Source organism: Pantoea phytobeneficialis (assembly GCF_009728735.1).
Classification (GTDB): domain Bacteria; phylum Pseudomonadota; class Gammaproteobacteria; order Enterobacterales; family Enterobacteriaceae; genus Pantoea; species Pantoea phytobeneficialis.
In genome coordinates this window covers 3,114,394-3,130,368 of record NZ_CP024636.1, presented here as the reverse complement: position 1 = coordinate 3,130,368, position 15,975 = coordinate 3,114,394, and the positions used below count along the sequence as shown (strand labels likewise).

The following is a 15,975-nucleotide window of genomic DNA, read 5'->3' as shown; positions in this document are numbered from 1 at the left end:
ATTTATTCCGCATCAATCTCGTTGAGATCGCCCTGAATCGCTTTAGCGTTCGGGTTTTCTTCTGGCTTCAGCTTACCGCCACGGGCCAGGAAATCATTACGCTGGAAATAAGCGTTGCGGATAAACGCATAAGGATCCTGTTGCTGACGCAGAATAGCATCGCTATCAAGCAACTGCGCACGGGTTTCCACCCCTTCCAGCGTCCATTTACCTATCGACATTGGCCAGGTCAGCCAACCCAGCACTGGATAGAGGGTATCAACATAGTCCCCGCCATCCTGACGCAGGGTAAAACTACCGTAAGCAGGCAGTTCCACATAAGGTCCATAACCGACGCCATAACGGCCCAGCGTACTACCAAAACGGTGCGGCTCTTCACGCGCCAGCTCAGGGTTAGCTTTGCCCGCTACGTCGATAAAACCACCCAATCCTAACGTCGAGTTCAGGAAGAAACGGGTGAAATGGATCATTGCACGACGCGGCTCGCCGGTCAGGAAGGCGTTGACCATACTCGCCGGTTCATCAAGGTTACTGAGCACATTGCTGATCCCAGTACGCGCAGGCACCGGCACATAATCGCGCCAGGCCACCGCCACCGGACGCACGACATACGGATCCAGCACGTTGTAGTTGAAATTAAACATCGTGCGGTTAAAGCCTTCAAACGGATCGCTGCGCTGCGCAGGTTGATCGTTGTCAGCCGGTTTGGAGCTGGCGCATCCCACCAGCAATACACTGGCCAGCGCCAGACCGGTCAGGCGGTAATTCATATTCTCTCCCTGTGCGTGCAGTTTTAGGGTGTATCGCTTCAGGGCTGCTGCTGATTAATCTCTACAGCCAGTTGCTGATGACCGTCCCAGGGCGTCACTGCGCTTAAACCAAACCAGTCTCCAGACTGCGGATTGGCGCTACCATCGCGCGAGACACGCACCCGGACCTGCACCTGATGCTGCGCCGACAATAAACGGTCTGGCATCATAGCGTTACTGTCATCCAGCGTGAGCGATAACGGGAAGTGGCTGAGCGGTAAACGCTTCACTGCCACAGGCACCGGTGATACACCGTCAGTCACAGAAATATACAACACTCCGCCTTGCGGTAACATTTTTTCTGCCTGGGGCGTTAAACTTACCGCCAATGCCAGGTGGCTATTTTGCTGTCCCGCATCGGTTTTTGCTTGTTCAATGCTGCGCTCGATCATCGCAATACGATGGTCCCCCGCCGGTAACAATTTCAGCATCGTCTGCCAGGCACCAATCGCCTCATCATATTGCTGCTGCTCAAAAGCGTTGAACGCCAGCAAACTCAGGGTACGGACATTGCTGTGATCGCGCTTCAGCAGGTCACGCAGCAACATGCTGGCCTGACGATTATCCTGTGGATCGCTGGAGCGCGTCAGCACTTCTGCGTAATCCTGTTGCAGTTCCAGATTATTCGGAGCCAGTTGCAACGCACGTTCGAATGCCTGACTGGCATCGGTGGCGTTATTCAGCACCATGCCAAGTCGGCCCAACATGGTCCAGTCATTGAGGTTTTGCGGGTCGGATTGCAGCGAGGTACGCAGCCCAAGTTGCAGACGCGCCAGTTCTTCCATCGTCAACGGTTTCGCCTGCGGATCCATCACGCGCGCACGTAACGCCGGATATTCTTGTTGTACCGAGGTCCAGCCCGCCAGTTGCGCCAATCCACCGGTTTTCAGGTACATGCCGAGTGAAACCACGATCAACAAACCGACACCGGGGAGCAGGACCCAGCGGCTGCTTTGATGGCTGCGCACCTCATCCTGTTGCGGCACATCGGTCAGCAACGTTTGTTGCAGCTCGCGTACCATCTCGGGTCGCTCTGCCACCACACCTTCATCTTCATCACGCTCCAGCTCGCGCAGGCGCTGCTGATAAAAGTCGGTGTTCAGACGATCGCGATCGCCATTACTCGCCACACGCTGACGCCAGCCTGCGCTCAGAAACAGCACCGTGGCTGCCGCCAGTAAAATTATCAGGGTAATCCAGAATCCACTCATTACGGCTTCCCGTCACGCTTCAGAATCGCCGCAAGGCGTTGTTGTTCGTTGTCATCCAGTTCGCTGCGCGTTTTACGCTGGCGACTGCGCAGGATAATGATCAGGCCACCGAGCACCACAAACAGAGCCGGGCCGACCCACAGGATCAGGGTTGATGGCGTCACCGGCGGTTCGTAAGTGACGAAATTGCCATAACGCGCCACCATATAATCAATGATTTGCTGGCGGCTCTGCCCCTGCTTCATCAGTTCATAAACTTTGAGACGCATATCCGCAGCAATCATCGCGTTGGAGTCAGCGATGCTGTTGTTCTGGCATTTCGGGCAGCGTAGCGAACCGGTCAGATCGCGATACTGCTCCTCCTGCTGCACCGAATCGAACTGGTAAGTATCAATCGCCGCCCACAGGCTGGTGCTCAACAACACGCCTGCGAGCAAAAGAAGCAGCCGTTTCACGCCCCTGCCCCCTTGCTGTATTTATCCCACAGCGGTTTCACTTCCTGCTGCCAGACACGCTCGTTCATATCACCGGCATGGCGATAACGAATAATGCCTTTGCCATCAATCAGGAAGGTTTCTGGCGCACCGTAGACGCCGAGATCCAGACCCAGCATGCCATCACCGTCATACAGGCTCAGCGCATAAGGATTCCCCAGGGTATTCAGCCAGGTCACCGCTTTGGTGCGATCGTCTTTATAGTTGAGGCCCACCACGCGAATGCCTTTTTCCGCCAGCGTGTTGAGATATTCGTGCTCCGCGCGGCAGGTCGGACACCAGGTGGCCCAGACGTTCAGCAAAATCGGTTTGCCATCAGTCAGCACCTGTTGGTCGTATATTTTACCTGGTTTGTCGAGCGCTTCGAGTTTGAACACCGGCACCGGTTTGCCAATCAGCGCCGACTCCAGCAACGTCGGATCGTCGCCATTGGCATTGCGCGTCAACTGCCACAGCAGCGCCGCCGCCAGCAGCAGAAACAACACCAGCGGGATAAAAAGGATTTTCTTGTTCATGCCTGCTCCTCCCGTTGCGCTTTTTTGCGCGAACGATAACGCGGGTCGAGCAGACAAAGCAGGCCACCCACCGCCATAAACACGCCGCCGAACCAGATCCAGCGCACGAAAGGTTTGTAGTAAATCCGCACTGCCCAGGAGCCGTCATCCAGCTCTTCGCCCAACGCCGCATAGAGATCGCGGGTAAAGCCACCGCTGATCGCCGCTTCGGTCATCATGGTACGCGCGGCGGTATAGAAGCGTTTCTCCGCGTGTAGCACCGCTTCCGGCTTACCGTTGCGGGTCACGTCGATAATCGCCACGCCACCGCTGTAGTTCGGCCCTTGCAGGTTATGCACGTCACGGAAGATGAAGTGGTAATTGTGGATATCAATATTATCGCCCGACTTCATCCGCACATCGCGCTCGACGCTGTACTGGGTACTGAAGGCGATACCAATCACCGTCACTGCCACACCGAGATGACCAAGCACCATACCCCAATGGCTGCGCGTCAGATGGCGCAAGCCTTTGAAGAAAGTATGACGATGGGTGGCGCGTTCGTGCAGCTCCATTAATGTCAGCAGGATCACCCAGATCGACATCAGCAAGCCAATCACCGTCATCGCTTCAATACGATCTTGCAACAACCACGGCAGCGCGATGGAGAGGATCAGCGTCACCAGTAAGGCGATGCCGAGACGTTTCCACAGTTTCTGCGGCTCATCACGTCGCCAGCGCACCAACGGGCCGATGCCGAGCATCAGCGCGAACGGCGCCATCAGCCAGGTGAACATGGTATTAAAGAAAGGTTCGCCGACCGAAATGCTGCCCAGCCCCAGTTGCTTATGCACCAGCGGCAGCAGGGTACCCAGCAGAACCACCAGCATGGCGGCAATCAACAGTACGTTGTTACCCAGCAGGAACGATTCGCGTGACCAGGCTTCATTTTGCACCCGGCTGCGTACCTGACCGCCTTTAATTGCGTACAGCAACAGCGAGCTACCAATCACGATCACCAGGAAAGCGAGAATAAACATGCCGCGCGCCGGATCGGAGGCAAACGAGTGCACCGATACCAGCACGCCGGAACGCACGAGGAAGGTGCCGAGCAAGCTCAGCGAGAATGCGGTAATCGCCAGCAGCACCGTCCAGGATTTAAAGCTGCCGCGCTTTTCCGTTACCGCCAGCGAGTGCATCAACGCTGTGCCTGCCAGCCACGGCATAAAGGAAGCATTTTCGACCGGGTCCCAGAACCACCAGCCGCCCCAGCCGAGTTCGTAATATGCCCAGGCCGAACCCAGCACGATGCCGATGGTCAGAAACACCCAGGCGGCCGTAGTCCACGGACGTGACCAGCGCGCCCATGCGGTATCGAGACGCCCCGCCATCAGTGAGGCGATGGCAAACGCAAAGGCAACGGAGAAGCCGACATAGCCCATATACAGTAGCGGCGGATGGAAGATCAGGCCGATATCCTGCAACATCGGATTGAGGTCACTGCCGTCAATCGGGAAGTTAGGCAAGGTACGGGTAAACGGGTTCGATGTCAGGGTGATAAACAGCAGGAAGCCGAGGTTAATCATCCCCATCACCGACAGCACGCGCGCCAACGCATCCTGCGGCATGCCGCGACTGAAAATCGCCACCGCCAACGTCCAGCTACTCAACAGCAGCACCCACAACAGCAGCGAACCTTCGTGCGCTCCCCATGTCGCGGCGATGCGATAATAAACCGGCAGCAAGGTGTTGGAGTTGGTTGCGACGTAAGCCACGGTAAAATCGTTCACGATAAACGCGTGTACCAACAGCAAAAACGCCGCTGCGATACAGGCAAACATCCCGACCGTCAGCGGGCGCGCCAACGCCATTAAACGTGCATCCTGACGCACCGCGCCCCATAGCGGATAAATACTTAACAGCAGCGCCAGTCCCAGCGCCAGGCAGAGCAGAAAACTGCCAATTTCTGGCATCATGATTGGGCACCTGCCTGCTGATAGTTGGCCGCAGGTCCTGTGTGATTTTTCTTCATCGCGTCCTGGATTTCCGGTGGCGTATATTTTTCATCGTGCTTCGCCAGCACTTCTTTGGCATTCACCAGGTTGCCGTCCTCCAGCACCCCTTGTGCCACCACACCCTGCCCTTCGCGGAACAGGTCCGGCAGAATGCCTTCATAGCTGACGCTCACCACGCCGTTGGCGTCATACAGTTTGAATGAGACAGCGAGGGTTTTGGGATCGCGCTTGACGCTCCCCGGCATCACCATGCCACCAACGCGCAAACGCTGGCCTGGCTCGGGTTTCTGGTGATTTTCGCCCTTGCCGTACAGAATTTCGCTCGGGGTGTAGAACAGATCGATGTTGGAACGCAGCGCATACATCACCAGCGTAGTGGCAAGGCCCAAGCCCACCAACACCGCTACCACCACATACAGGCGGTTACGACGACGGATATTCACACAGATTCTCCTGCCGCTTCACTGGCGGCTTTTTTCGATTTAGCCGCACGGATGCGACGCTCCCTGGATTGACGCTGGCGAATTTCCGCCAGCAGGCGACGGCGGAACAGCACGGTGTGCAGCACCAGACCGATCAGCGGAATCAGCGTGAAGACCACGGCGAGCCAGACATAAAAGGCATAGCCGCCCATGGCAAAGAAATCCTGCCAGGAAGAGAAAGCTGGCGTCATGATTTGCGCCCTCCCTGTGCGACCTCAATCGCCCAGGGACGATGACGTTCAGTAAACAAAATCATATTGCGCAGACGCATCAGCGTCAGCGAGATGAATACCAGTAGATAACCGAGGATCGCCCAACGCAGCGGGGTACGCATGCTCGGCGCAATCGCCTGTTGCAGAATGCCGGACGACCCCTGATGCAGGGTGTTCCACCACTGCACCGAGAAGTGAATAATCGGCAGGTTAATCACACCAACCAGAATTAAAATTCCAGCAGCACGACCGGCAGTGCGACGGTCATCAAAGGCGTGATAGAGGGCGATGACACCCATATAAAGGAACAGCAATACCAGTTCAGACGTCAGGCGGGCATCCCAAATCCACCAGGTGCCCCACATCGGCTTGCCCCAGGCGGACCCCGTGACCAGCGCGATAAAGGTGAACACAGCGCCAACCGGTGCCATCGCTGCCGATACCAGGTCAGCCATTTTCATCTGCCACACCAGACCGATAAACGCGGCAATCGCCATTGAGGCATAGACGCCCATTGACCACATTGCTGCCGGTACATGGATGTACATGATGCGGAAGCTATCGCCCTGCTGATAATCCGCTGGCGCAAAACCAAAGCCCCACACCCAACCCAACAACAAGGTGGCGACCCCAAGTACCGCGAACCAGGGAATTAAGCGACCACAAAGCCGATACAGCTTTTCAGGCTTTGCCCACTGGTGTAACCATTTCCACATTTGCATAGCTCACAATATAAGAAGAGAGATTTCGGCATCTCTGTGGATGCACGATTTAATGCAGACTAATACGCAGCGCCGCCGCCGTAGCAAACGGGGACAGCGTAGCACTGCCTGCCAGCATGGCACCGAGGATCGCCAGATAACCGCCAATCGGCAGGCCCTGTCCGGCGGCATCAATCGCTGCGCTGGCAAAAATCAACACCGGGATCGCCAATGGCAATACCAGCAAACTCAATAACACCCCGCCGCGCCGCAAACCGACGGTCAGGCCGGTGCCGATAGCCCCAAGAAAACTCAGGGTTGGCGTTCCCAGCAACAGGGTCAGCGCCATTGCCCGCCACCCGGCAAAGTCGAGTGACAACAGCAGTGCCGCCAGCGGCGACAATAAAATCAACGGCAGTCCGGTAATCAGCCAGTGAGCGATCACTTTGCCCAGAACCGTGACTGGCAATGGCGTTGGCAGTAACAACAGCTGCTCCAGCGAACCGTCCAGAAAGTCATCGCGAAACAGACGCTCCAGCGCCAGTAACGACGCCAGTAACGCAGCCACCCAGGCGATACCGGGGGCAATGCGTGCCAGTTGCTGCGGATCAGGGCCAATACCCAGCGGGAACAGCGTAATGACAATCAGGAAAAACCACAGCGGGTTAATCACTTCCGCACCACTGCGGAAGGCAATTTTCAGCTCACGCTGAATCACACGGCCCAGCATCATGCCCACTCCGATACCAGACGAATTTTACGAACCCGCTCTGCGCTGTCTGGCAAATCCTGATGGGTGGTTAAAATCACCGCGCCTCCGTTATCGGCATGCTGCGCAAAACGCGCCATCAATTTTTCCACGCCAGCTTTGTCGATGGCCGTCAACGGCTCATCAAGAATCCACAAGGTTGCCGGACTGAGCCACAGGCGAGCCAATGCGACGCGTCGCTGCTGACCAGCAGAAAGCTGTGCCACTGGCACCTCTTCATATCCCAGCAAATCAACCTGCTCCAGAGCCTGGAAAATCGCGTCACTGTGGCTGTCGCCATGCCAGAAATGCAAATTCTCTAATGGTGAGAGTACCGATTTCACTCCCGGGTGATGGCCCAGATAAAGCAGATTTTGATGCCATATTTCCCGCTGCTGACGAATCGGCTGCGCCTGCCACAGCACGTCACCCTCTTCCGCCCGGCTCAATCCGGCCAGCAAGCGCAGTAGCGAGGTTTTACCTGCGCCATTTGGCCCCTCAATTTGCACGATGTCGCCTGCTTCAACACGAAAGCTCAGCCCGTTGAACAGGGTACGCTCATCGCGAACGCATGCGAGATTAATGACTTCGAGCATAAAAGGGGGAATCATGGCAATGAAATTAGGCCGGGATAATACCACAATGAATCTGTGGGCCGTAGTCTGTGAGCCATGTCACACCTACCCCAAACGGGGTAAACGGGTGGTTCAGATCAATAAATCGCTCAAAAAACCACCACAGTTAAAATCTTGTTACTCTTAAATTGAATCCACGTAACAAATCAAGCTTGCGCAAAACGGCTACGCTTATTACGCAATGGCATTATCACCGGAGGAAAATATGAAGCGTTCGCCATCGGTTTCTCAAGCGAGTAATGACGTTGAAAGCGAAGAAAAAACGCAAGGCACAGAGATTGAAGTCGATGAGGAGGCGTTACCCTCACGAGCCGCTGCCATCCATGAAGAGATACGTCAGGACGGGGAAAAGGAACTAGAGCGTGACGGTATGGCGCTGCTGTGGTCAGCGATCGCAGCTGGGATGTCGATGGGCGCCTCTCTGATGGCGAAGGGGATTTTCCAGGTCCATCTGGAGGGCGTACCTGGGGGGTTTTTACTGGAAAATCTTGGCTATACCTTTGGTTTTGTTATCGTAATTATGGCGCGTCAGCAGTTGTTCACTGAAAACACCGTGACAGCTGTGCTGCCCGTAATGCACAAACCCACGTCAGGGAATATTTTGCTGCTACTGCGCTTCTGGGGGCTGGTGCTGTCGGGTAATTTGATCGGGACGGCACTGGGTGCGCTGGCGTTTAATTATATGCCGATCTTTGATGAGGCAACCCGTCAGGCTTTCACCGTGATCAGTGAAAAAGTAATGGCAAACCCGCCGGGAGAGATGTTCGCTAATGCGGTGATTTCCGGCTGGATCATTGCCACCATGGTATGGATGTTTCCCTATGCCGGTGCCGCGAAAATTGTGGTGATCGTGATGATGACCTGGCTGGTGGCGCTTGGTGACTTAGCCCACATCGTGGTTGGTTCAGTGGAGGTGCTGTATCTGGTGTTTGCCGGCCGTATTCCCTGGCATGAATTCCTCTGGCCATTCGCCCTGCCGACGTTGCTTGGCAATATTACCGGCGGAACGCTGATTTTTGCTTTGATCAGCCATGCGCAGATTCGCAACGATATGAGCGAGGCGGCAAAAGCCAAAGCCCGTGCCGAGCAAAAACGCCAGGCGAAGTGTGAGAAATCACGCTAATTTGTTGAGATATTAAGCAAACGGGAAACAGGCGGTTAAATTTGCGTAGCTGCTGGGGTATACTGCGCGCCGACGTTCCCTTAGTTAAATGGATATAACGAGCCCCTCCTAAGGGCTAGTTGCAGGTTCGATCCCTGCAGGGAACGCCATGTCTGGTGTTACCCCTTCAAAACAACCAACGCGCCAGCGCCAGAGACACTCCGGCAATCGCAGCCATGCTCGCCATTAACCATTTTGTTTGTTTACCGATTTCCTCAAGAAGATCACTACGCGTTGCGTGGTTTGACTTAATAACCGCCAGATCGGTTTTCATTTCGCTCAGATCCTGTTCCAACTTTGACACACGAATTTCCATATTGGGCTTCCTCGCATAAGAACCTACTGTGAAACAAGTGATAATCACACCACGTTAGCAAAACCATTTTAACTACTCAGCATTGAAAATCACGCTAATTCACTGGCCAGAATCACAAAATGCGTAGGGTCTCTCAGGAAAAGCAGGACGTTGCAGAACGATCTCAGCGAGTGACAGATCTCATCCCTGCGTCTGCCGCCACGCCGAAGGCGTCACCCCATGTAACTGGCGAAACCGGTTACTGAAGTGACTGGAGGAGTGGAAACCACAGCGTAGTGCAATCTCGGTCAGCGGTAACGCCGTGTGCCTGAGCAAGGTCAGGGCTTCGTCCATGCGTCGGCGCATCACATATTGGTGTGGTGCCTCCCCGACGCTGGCGCGGAACATGCGCGCGAAATGGAACTCACTCAACGCCGCCTCAGCCGCGAGGTGTGCCAGCGTGAGCGGTTGACCCAGATGCGCATCGATATAAGCCAGAATACGACGTAGCACTACCGGGGCCAGCCCACCACGTATCTGCGGTGCTTGCCATTGCACATCGCTGTAATGCTGCAACAAATGCGTCATTAATAAGGTTGATGCGCTGCTGAGCATCAACTGGTTGGCTGGTTGTTGCCAGTCGGTGCTGAGCAGGAAATGACGATAGAGTTGAGTGATGCGATCATCCGCCGAGAATACCTTCTCATGCAAATTAAGCCGAGCCGGACTGCGATCCCAGATTTGTTCAGCCATCTGGCGCAGGTGTTGATCGGTGCAGTAAAGATGCACAAACGACAGGTCTGCGCGAATATCCCACACCGATTCGGTGCCGGAAGGCATCAGACAAAAACGATCAGGGCCACCGCCATTACGCCAACCATGCTGGGTTTTGTGCCAGGTATCATAACCATCCGCGGTGTAGAGGCTGAGGGTGTGGTGATTACTCAGATTAGTCACGCGATCGCCGCTGTTGAACCAGGCTGCCAGCTTGATGCCGCTGCTTAGCTGCACGCTGTCACGCAACTGCGCTTTATGGCGCTGAAGCATAGTAAAAGTCTGGTAATCAGGCATGGTCAACATCACTCGCTGGGCAATAGCGCTTAGTTTACGGATTCAGACGGACAGAAAACAGGCCACATTGGGACGCAGAGGTAAAAAGCGCAAGATTTTGCAATTGTGGCGCAAGAGAATGCAAGCCAACCACCACAAGGGACGTCACACTCGCCGCAAATCTGTTGTGGAGAGAGCATATGAACCTGGTGTTATATCTGGCGGTGGTTTTAATCTGGGGCACCACCTGGATAGCAATTTTTTTACAGCAGGAAGCCGCTGATACGCCGGTCCTGGTGGCGGTGTTCTGGCGCTTTTTGCTGGCTTCGCTGGTGATGCTGGTGGTATTGAAACTGATTCGTCGCCTGAAAAAACTGGATGCGCAGGATCACCTGTTCTGTGTTTTGCAGGGTTGTTGTGTGTTTGGCTTCAATTTCGTCTGTTTTTATCATGCCGCAGCATGGATTAGCAGTGGTCTGGAGTCGGTGATTTTTTCGATGGCGGTGCTTTATAATGCCCTGAATAGCTGGATCTTCTTCCGTCAGCGTCCCCCCTTTCGTCTGTTACCTGCCGCGATTCTCGGGTTAGGTGGTATCGTTGCGCTGTTCTGGGGCGATATCCGCGCTGCGCATCCAGCGCCACAATTGTTGTGGGGTGTGGGTTTGAGCGCGCTTGGCACGCTGGGGTTCTCCTTTGGCAATATGATTTCGACGCGCCACCAGCGTCGTCAGCGTGATGTTCTGACCACCAATAGCTATGCAATGCTTTATGGCGCGCTGATCATGGCGGTGCTGGCCACGCTAAACGGTGATTCACTGGCCCCGGCACTCAATCTGCAATGGTTGGGTTCCATGAGCTATCTGGCGATTTTTGGTTCGGTACTGGGATTTGGTGCCTATTTCACCCTGGTGGGACGAATCGGGGCCAGTCAGGCCGCCTACAGCACGCTACTGTTCCCGCTGGTGGCGTTAACGTTATCCACCCTGTATGAAGGTTATCAATGGCATAGCAACGCGATTGTCGGCCTGGTGATGATTCTGGCGGGAAATATGGTGATGTTCCTACGCTGGCCGACCGCAAAACGCCTGCGTCTGGCCTGATGCACGAGAGCGGGCATTGCGCCCGCTCTCTGGTCCTCTTAGCGCCAGCCCTGCACGCCGATATTGAGCTGGTGAGGTTGATTGATCGCTTTTCTGGCGATCCAGTAAAGCAGTATGCGCTCATCGTCTCTGTCGCGATCGGCCATTGCCAGTAGTTTCAACGACAGCGTGGATTTATTCACTGGTTGATGTTCATCGCTTAACTCGATCACCGCCTGACCGATGATGCAGCAAACTTCATCCTCACTCGACGCGGATTCATATGCTCGGTCTTTCATATTTCCTCCTGTTTGATGAGCTTTAAGCATGGCAAAATTTTATTAGTTTGCAGCCCATAAATGGCCTGAGACGCATCTGGTTACATATCACCACCTGATGCAACAATCTTTCATGCACTGACACGCAATGCGTGCTAGCAAGTAGCGCAATGCCATTCATACCGGTTTCACTGCATTTCATTCCGTCGCTACAGCCTCTCACGCCTTTTCTCCCCACGCCTACGCGCGAGCGGATTACCATCGCTTCAGTTTCCGAATTCCCGGATGGGAGAGAAAAATATGCAAACCACCACATCAAATTATCAACGCACCCGCTGGCTCACCCTGGCTGGCACCATTTTGACTCAATTTGCGTTAGGTTCGGTCTACACCTGGAGCCTGTTTAACGGCCAACTGGCGCATAAGCTTGATGCCCCGGTCAGTCAGGTCGCGTTCTCGTTTGGTTTACTGAGCCTCGGCCTGGCGATTGCTTCATCGCTGGCCGGTAAATTACAGGAACGCTTCGGCGTACGTAATGTCACCATTGGTGCCGGTGTATTGATGGCGCTGGGTTTCTGGTTAACCGCGCATGCGGATAACCTGATGATGCTGTACCTCAGCGCAGGGGTACTGGTCGGGCTGGCTGATGGTGCCGGTTATCTGATGACCTTATCCAACTGCGTAAAATGGTTCCCGGAACGTAAAGGGGTGATCTCCGCCTGTGCCATCGGTGCCTACGGTTTGGGTAGCCTGGGCTTTAAATTTATCTGCGGCGCGCTGCTCAACAGCCAGGGGCTGGAAAACACCTTCGTGATTTGGGGGGTGCTGGCAATGACCATGATCATCCTCGGCGCACTGCTGATGCGTGATGCACCGGTCCAGCAGAGCAGCAGCACCTCCGCCGTGCAAAGCAAAGATTACACGCTGGCGCAGTCCATCCGTTTACCACAATACTGGATGCTGGCGCTGATGTTCCTCACTGCCTGCATGAGCGGTTTGTATGTGATTGGCGTGGCGAAAGATATTGGCGAGGGTCTGGTTCATCTCAGCACACAAACTGCGGCGAATGCGGTGACGGTGATTGCTATCGCTAACCTGAGTGGTCGTCTGGTGTTGGGTGTGCTGTCCGATAAAATGGCGCGTATCCGGGTGATTTCGCTGGCACAGGTGGTTTCACTGGCAGGGATGAGCATTTTGCTTTTCACCCACATGAATGAATCCACCTTCTTTATTTCCCTGGCCTGCGTGGCATTCAGCTTTGGCGGCACCATCACCGTCTTCCCGTCACTGGTCAGCGATTTCTTCGGCCTGAACAACCTGACCAAAAATTACGGCCTGATTTATCTGGGTTTTGGTATCGGTAGCGTGCTGGGATCACTGGTGGCATCGGTGTTTGGTGGCTTCACTATCACCTTCAGCCTGATTATGACCTTGCTGGTGATTTCATTGTTCCTGTCACTCAGCATCCGCCTGCCGCAACGCCACAATGTACAGGAGCCGGTACTACATCGCAGTTAAGTTCCAGGCCATGCCGTGCTTTCGGGCACGGCATGTTTTTATCCTTTAAATAACGGCTCCGCTATTCCCGCCACGTCCACCTCCACAGCAAAAATATCGCCCGACTGCGGATAACGTGTCAGCTCCTCGGCAGTTCGATGTTCACGCGATGAGGTGATATACAGGGTTTTCAAATCGGCACCGCCAAACGCGACCATCGTCGGCCAGCGCACCGGCAACGTAATCTCATCGACGATCTTCGCTGTCAGCGGATCAATACGCACCACCCGACCACCGTCAAATAGCGCAGACCAGTAGTAACCTTCGCTGTCCACCGCAGCACCATCCGGCAATCCCCCTTTGGCATCAAACTGACGAAAACGCTGACGCTCGCCAGGTTCGCCGTTTTGGACATTCAGTGGGTAGCGATACAGCACTTCATTGGGGGTATCGCTGTGATACATCCATTGGCGATCCGGTGAGAACGCCAGACCGTTGGAAATTTTCACGTCCTCAGCCATCACCGCTAATACACCATCAGGGGTAACGCGGCACAGTAGCCCACCATTTTTATCCTGTGGCTCCCACAGGCTGCCGCACCAGAAATTCCCCCAGGGGTCGACACGCCCGTCGTTGAAGCGACTCTTCGCTGCAACCCCCGGATTATCTGCCAGCTTACGCTGGGGTTTACCCTGTTGATCCAGCAGCCAGACGCCACTGCGCAGCGCCGCAATTAAGCCGCCCTGCTCACGCAGCCCAATACAACCCACCTCTTCCTGTTGAGGAAACGTATGCAACTCACCACTGACGGGATCGAAACGATGAATGGCAGGTGCCAGAATATCCACACACCACAGCACCTGTTCGCGTGTTGACCATAAAGGACACTCAGCCAACTCGGCCTGCAAGGCCAGTACATTTCTCACTTCACGCGCCATGATTGCTCCTTATTTATGCTGTCCCGACTGTAACCTGTATTTCAGAAACCTGCGCGATAAATCGCACCGCTAACGTCATCTATTTTAACTGAGAACAGATATTATTTAGACTTGCTTTTCAGACTAATCGCGTTATTATCATCAGGCATTCAGCTTATTCCGATTGGTTTATATTCCTTCCTGACAATCCTCTCTGCAAATTGAAATATTCAGAAATAGATCCAGAAATAACTCTACATTCGCTGCATCTTCGCTCCACTTTTCCACTGTAATCTGGCCTCATTGGAAAAGAGGAGGACTCTCCATGAAAAAACTAATTAAAGTTGCGTCTGTCGTTGCCGTCGTTGCCATGCTGAGTGGTTGTATTATTGATGGTGGTCACGGACGTGGACCTGGCTGGGGACCGCCACATGGGGGCTGGCACGGTGGCTGGCATCATGGGCCAGGACCAGGCAGACACTGGTAAGCGGGCAAAGCTAACACACAGCAAATAATAAAAAAGAAAAAGGGCGGGAAAATTTCCCGCCCTTCTTTTTTAACTTTTCACTGCGTAATTGCATTGATACCAGGCTTTCTTTAGTCCTGGAATATGACTATCCTGGGCGGGTAACGCTTCAACTTTATCAAATCCACGCTTGCTGCAATATTCAGCCAAATCTACTGCCATAGCATCTTTATTAAATGTCTGCGGATCGTAACGATACTGCACAGTATTTGAGCTGGGATCTTCATCTACACGCTCAAATCCTCCTGGGTGACTGACACTACAGCCAGACAATAATAACAGCGCGATGGCACCCATTAACCCATTTTTCATTGTGATGTCCTCATTTAGCACCGCAGTGTAAAAAGCAGCGCTGCGTCTGGCTATAGGAATGGGGAGCGAAATATCTGAACAAAGAAAAGATTTTACCAATTAAATTAATAAAACCAAACGGCTATTCTTATCACTTCTGTAGTGACATACTTTTCTCAGACAAAACGAAGTCCACGCCACACCAGGTGAATAACGTAAAAGACTGACTGATTGTGACCTTATTGCCCGTGCTGAGCGGGCTTTTTTTGCCCGCTATCCGGTAAGACTGACCATTTTACGCAGAAGATTAGCCGCTTGTTTGTCAGGCAATGCGAGAATGCCGTTGTAGAGGTCAATCGACATCGCGCACATCGCCGAACGATCGACCGTGGTATCCGCAGGCATATTAAGTTGTTGCAGACGGTCACCCCATTTGCTGTACAACGTCTCCACCACTTTCTGCAAATCACGCTGCGCCGCCTGATTATCCAGCGGTTGCTCATCTCCGGTGCTTTGCGCCAGCAATTCGTCCAATGCCTGCGCATCACGCTGATTCAGTTGTGGTGGCAGCAATTGCTGTAAATTGACACCGCCATTCACCTGCGGGTAAAGAAACCGGAAGCAGCTTTGTGCATTCTGTTGTTGCAGCGCCTGCATCTCCTCGACGGAAACGCGAATGTAATTGAGGATGGCGGTATCACTGGCACGGACCAGACGTTGATTAACTAAATCGAATAGCCAGCCACGCATCTCGCCCAACGCTTCTTCCGGTGGCACCCCGGCCAGACGTTTATGCAACAACTCACGATTCAGGAGCTGCCACAACACGGGTTCCTGGGTTTTCAACAGCCGATAACCCGGTGCCTCGCTGAGTTGATTAGCGACTTCAGTCGCCAGCGCCTGCCGCTGCTGGCGTGGATGCAGCCAGCTAAACCACAGCAGATTGGCCAGCAACACCGGTAACAGAAAGAGCAGCACACCCTGCCAGAGACGCAATGCGGTGGTACGCAACAGCACAATAATGATCAGCGCCAGCAGCCCAAATGCCACCAGCGTAATAATGAAAAGCGAGAGCATGG

20 protein-coding genes and 1 tRNA gene are annotated in these 15,975 nt (G+C 54.2%); 5 read left to right on the top strand and 16 right to left on the bottom strand.

The genetic code is table 11. The features are described from left to right. Positions 1-2 precede the first annotated feature (2 nt). Genes mlaA through ccmA form a run of 10 tightly spaced genes read right to left on the bottom strand, consistent with a single transcriptional unit; the run spans position 3 to position 7,762 of the window. On the bottom strand, positions 3-770 hold the full coding sequence (gene mlaA / locus CTZ24_RS14565; protein ID WP_021185130.1) for a phospholipid-binding lipoprotein MlaA: 768 nt from the start codon (positions 768-770) through the stop codon (positions 3-5). Positions 771-808: 38 nt separating this feature from the next. Next, positions 809-2,020: a c-type cytochrome biogenesis protein CcmI gene (gene ccmI / locus CTZ24_RS14560; RefSeq protein ID WP_208723888.1), complete on the bottom strand. Its 1,212-nt coding sequence runs from the start codon at positions 2,018-2,020 to the stop codon at positions 809-811. Continuing rightward, positions 2,020-2,475: a cytochrome c-type biogenesis protein gene (locus CTZ24_RS14555; protein ID WP_036626831.1), complete on the bottom strand. Its 456-nt coding sequence runs from the start codon at positions 2,473-2,475 to the stop codon at positions 2,020-2,022. Before CTZ24_RS14555 ends, ccmI begins: the two co-directional genes overlap by 1 nt. Continuing rightward, complete coding sequence (locus CTZ24_RS14550; RefSeq protein WP_013509947.1) at positions 2,472-3,029, bottom strand: DsbE family thiol:disulfide interchange protein; 558 nt, start codon at positions 3,027-3,029, stop codon at positions 2,472-2,474. The genes CTZ24_RS14555 and CTZ24_RS14550 overlap by 4 nt, the downstream gene beginning before the upstream one ends. Beyond that, positions 3,026-4,984: a heme lyase CcmF/NrfE family subunit gene (locus tag CTZ24_RS14545; protein WP_021185132.1), complete on the bottom strand. Its 1,959-nt coding sequence runs from the start codon at positions 4,982-4,984 to the stop codon at positions 3,026-3,028. The genes CTZ24_RS14550 and CTZ24_RS14545 overlap by 4 nt, the downstream gene beginning before the upstream one ends. Beyond that, complete coding sequence (gene ccmE, locus CTZ24_RS14540; RefSeq protein WP_021185133.1) at positions 4,981-5,466, bottom strand: cytochrome c maturation protein CcmE; 486 nt, start codon at positions 5,464-5,466, stop codon at positions 4,981-4,983. The genes CTZ24_RS14545 and ccmE overlap by 4 nt, the downstream gene beginning before the upstream one ends. Beyond that, the gene (gene ccmD, locus CTZ24_RS14535; RefSeq protein ID WP_021185134.1) at positions 5,463-5,696 is read right to left on the bottom strand and encodes a heme exporter protein CcmD; all 234 of its coding nucleotides are present in this window, start codon (positions 5,694-5,696) and stop codon (positions 5,463-5,465) included. Before ccmD ends, ccmE begins: the two co-directional genes overlap by 4 nt. Continuing rightward, positions 5,693-6,433, bottom strand: coding sequence for a heme ABC transporter permease (locus tag CTZ24_RS14530; protein WP_036626875.1), 741 nt, complete (start codon positions 6,431-6,433; stop codon positions 5,693-5,695). Before CTZ24_RS14530 ends, ccmD begins: the two co-directional genes overlap by 4 nt. A gap of 55 nt (positions 6,434-6,488) precedes the next feature. Next, complete coding sequence (gene ccmB, locus CTZ24_RS14525) at positions 6,489-7,148, bottom strand: heme exporter protein CcmB (protein WP_036626878.1); 660 nt, start codon at positions 7,146-7,148, stop codon at positions 6,489-6,491. Further along, positions 7,148-7,762 carry a cytochrome c biogenesis heme-transporting ATPase CcmA gene (ccmA, locus tag CTZ24_RS14520; protein WP_021185136.1) on the bottom strand — a complete coding sequence of 205 codons (615 nt, stop codon included), beginning with the start codon at positions 7,760-7,762 and terminating at the stop codon, positions 7,148-7,150. Before ccmA ends, ccmB begins: the two co-directional genes overlap by 1 nt. A gap of 244 nt (positions 7,763-8,006) precedes the next feature. On the opposite strand from ccmA, the gene CTZ24_RS14515 reads away from it, so the two are divergent. Then, positions 8,007-8,924, top strand: a complete 918-nt coding sequence (locus CTZ24_RS14515; protein ID WP_021185137.1) for a formate/nitrite transporter family protein — start codon at positions 8,007-8,009, stop codon at positions 8,922-8,924. Between the two features lie 74 nt (positions 8,925-8,998). Beyond that, positions 8,999-9,073 (top strand) — tRNA-Arg (locus CTZ24_RS14510). A 17-nt stretch (positions 9,074-9,090) separates the two neighbouring features. Here CTZ24_RS14510 and CTZ24_RS14505 read toward each other — a convergent pair. Continuing rightward, positions 9,091-9,279 (bottom strand): hypothetical protein, encoded by a 189-nt coding sequence (locus tag CTZ24_RS14505; protein WP_208723887.1) that lies wholly within the window; start codon positions 9,277-9,279, stop codon positions 9,091-9,093. Between the two features lie 180 nt (positions 9,280-9,459). Continuing rightward, positions 9,460-10,329: an AraC family transcriptional regulator gene (locus CTZ24_RS14500; RefSeq protein ID WP_208723886.1), complete on the bottom strand. Its 870-nt coding sequence runs from the start codon at positions 10,327-10,329 to the stop codon at positions 9,460-9,462. 179 nt (positions 10,330-10,508) lie between these two features. On the opposite strand from CTZ24_RS14500, the gene CTZ24_RS14495 reads away from it, so the two are divergent. After that, a complete protein-coding gene (locus tag CTZ24_RS14495) occupies positions 10,509-11,408 on the top strand; it encodes a DMT family transporter (protein ID WP_208723885.1) in 900 nt (299 codons plus the stop codon). 38 nt (positions 11,409-11,446) lie between these two features. Here the strand turns inward: CTZ24_RS14495 and CTZ24_RS14490 are convergent, their stop codons facing one another. After that, positions 11,447-11,686: a hypothetical protein gene (locus CTZ24_RS14490; RefSeq protein WP_013509957.1), complete on the bottom strand. Its 240-nt coding sequence runs from the start codon at positions 11,684-11,686 to the stop codon at positions 11,447-11,449. Positions 11,687-11,965: 279 nt separating this feature from the next. On the opposite strand from CTZ24_RS14490, the gene CTZ24_RS14485 reads away from it, so the two are divergent. Beyond that, a complete protein-coding gene (locus CTZ24_RS14485) occupies positions 11,966-13,183 on the top strand; it encodes an L-lactate MFS transporter (RefSeq protein ID WP_208723884.1) in 1,218 nt (405 codons plus the stop codon). Positions 13,184-13,221: 38 nt separating this feature from the next. Here CTZ24_RS14485 and CTZ24_RS14480 read toward each other — a convergent pair whose 3' ends face one another. Beyond that, positions 13,222-14,100 (bottom strand): SMP-30/gluconolactonase/LRE family protein, encoded by an 879-nt coding sequence (locus CTZ24_RS14480; RefSeq protein ID WP_208723883.1) that lies wholly within the window; start codon positions 14,098-14,100, stop codon positions 13,222-13,224. A gap of 304 nt (positions 14,101-14,404) precedes the next feature. Between CTZ24_RS14480 and CTZ24_RS14475 the strand changes: the two genes are divergently transcribed. Then, complete coding sequence (locus CTZ24_RS14475; protein WP_200864702.1) at positions 14,405-14,566, top strand: hypothetical protein; 162 nt, start codon at positions 14,405-14,407, stop codon at positions 14,564-14,566. Positions 14,567-14,635: 69 nt separating this feature from the next. On the opposite strand, the gene CTZ24_RS14470 is transcribed toward CTZ24_RS14475, so the two are convergent. Then, on the bottom strand, positions 14,636-14,917 hold the full coding sequence (locus CTZ24_RS14470; protein WP_021186345.1) for a putative periplasmic lipoprotein: 282 nt from the start codon (positions 14,915-14,917) through the stop codon (positions 14,636-14,638). A 252-nt stretch (positions 14,918-15,169) separates the two neighbouring features. Then, positions 15,170-15,973 (bottom strand): hypothetical protein, encoded by an 804-nt coding sequence (locus CTZ24_RS14465; protein ID WP_208723882.1) that lies wholly within the window; start codon positions 15,971-15,973, stop codon positions 15,170-15,172. Positions 15,974-15,975 lie beyond the last annotated feature (2 nt).

Excerpts from the sequence above, each read along its gene's own strand:
- CTZ24_RS14515 (WP_021185137.1), top strand. The coding sequence starts at position 8,007 with ATGAAGCGTTCGCCATCGGTTTCTCAAGCGAGTAATGACGTTGAAAGC.
- CTZ24_RS14530 (WP_036626875.1), bottom strand. The coding sequence starts at position 6,433 with ATGTGGAAATGGTTACACCAGTGGGCAAAGCCTGAAAAGCTGTATCGG.
- ccmI (WP_208723888.1), bottom strand. The coding sequence starts at position 2,020 with ATGAGTGGATTCTGGATTACCCTGATAATTTTACTGGCGGCAGCCACG.
- CTZ24_RS14480 (WP_208723883.1), bottom strand. The coding sequence starts at position 14,100 with ATGGCGCGTGAAGTGAGAAATGTACTGGCCTTGCAGGCCGAGTTGGCT.
- ccmB (WP_036626878.1), bottom strand. The coding sequence starts at position 7,148 with ATGCTGGGCCGTGTGATTCAGCGTGAGCTGAAAATTGCCTTCCGCAGT.
- CTZ24_RS14470 (WP_021186345.1), bottom strand. The coding sequence starts at position 14,917 with ATGAAAAATGGGTTAATGGGTGCCATCGCGCTGTTATTATTGTCTGGC.
- CTZ24_RS14490 (WP_013509957.1), bottom strand. The coding sequence starts at position 11,686 with ATGAAAGACCGAGCATATGAATCCGCGTCGAGTGAGGATGAAGTTTGC.
- CTZ24_RS14500 (WP_208723886.1), bottom strand. The coding sequence starts at position 10,329 with ATGCCTGATTACCAGACTTTTACTATGCTTCAGCGCCATAAAGCGCAG.
- CTZ24_RS14475 (WP_200864702.1), top strand. The coding sequence starts at position 14,405 with ATGAAAAAACTAATTAAAGTTGCGTCTGTCGTTGCCGTCGTTGCCATG.
- mlaA (WP_021185130.1), bottom strand. The coding sequence starts at position 770 with ATGAATTACCGCCTGACCGGTCTGGCGCTGGCCAGTGTATTGCTGGTG.
- ccmD (WP_021185134.1), bottom strand. The coding sequence starts at position 5,696 with ATGACGCCAGCTTTCTCTTCCTGGCAGGATTTCTTTGCCATGGGCGGC.
- ccmA (WP_021185136.1), bottom strand. The coding sequence starts at position 7,762 with ATGCTCGAAGTCATTAATCTCGCATGCGTTCGCGATGAGCGTACCCTG.
- CTZ24_RS14465 (WP_208723882.1), bottom strand. The coding sequence starts at position 15,973 with ATGCTCTCGCTTTTCATTATTACGCTGGTGGCATTTGGGCTGCTGGCG.
- CTZ24_RS14550 (WP_013509947.1), bottom strand. The coding sequence starts at position 3,029 with ATGAACAAGAAAATCCTTTTTATCCCGCTGGTGTTGTTTCTGCTGCTG.
- CTZ24_RS14505 (WP_208723887.1), bottom strand. The coding sequence starts at position 9,279 with ATGGAAATTCGTGTGTCAAAGTTGGAACAGGATCTGAGCGAAATGAAA.
- CTZ24_RS14485 (WP_208723884.1), top strand. The coding sequence starts at position 11,966 with ATGCAAACCACCACATCAAATTATCAACGCACCCGCTGGCTCACCCTG.
- CTZ24_RS14495 (WP_208723885.1), top strand. The coding sequence starts at position 10,509 with ATGAACCTGGTGTTATATCTGGCGGTGGTTTTAATCTGGGGCACCACC.
- CTZ24_RS14545 (WP_021185132.1), bottom strand. The coding sequence starts at position 4,984 with ATGATGCCAGAAATTGGCAGTTTTCTGCTCTGCCTGGCGCTGGGACTG.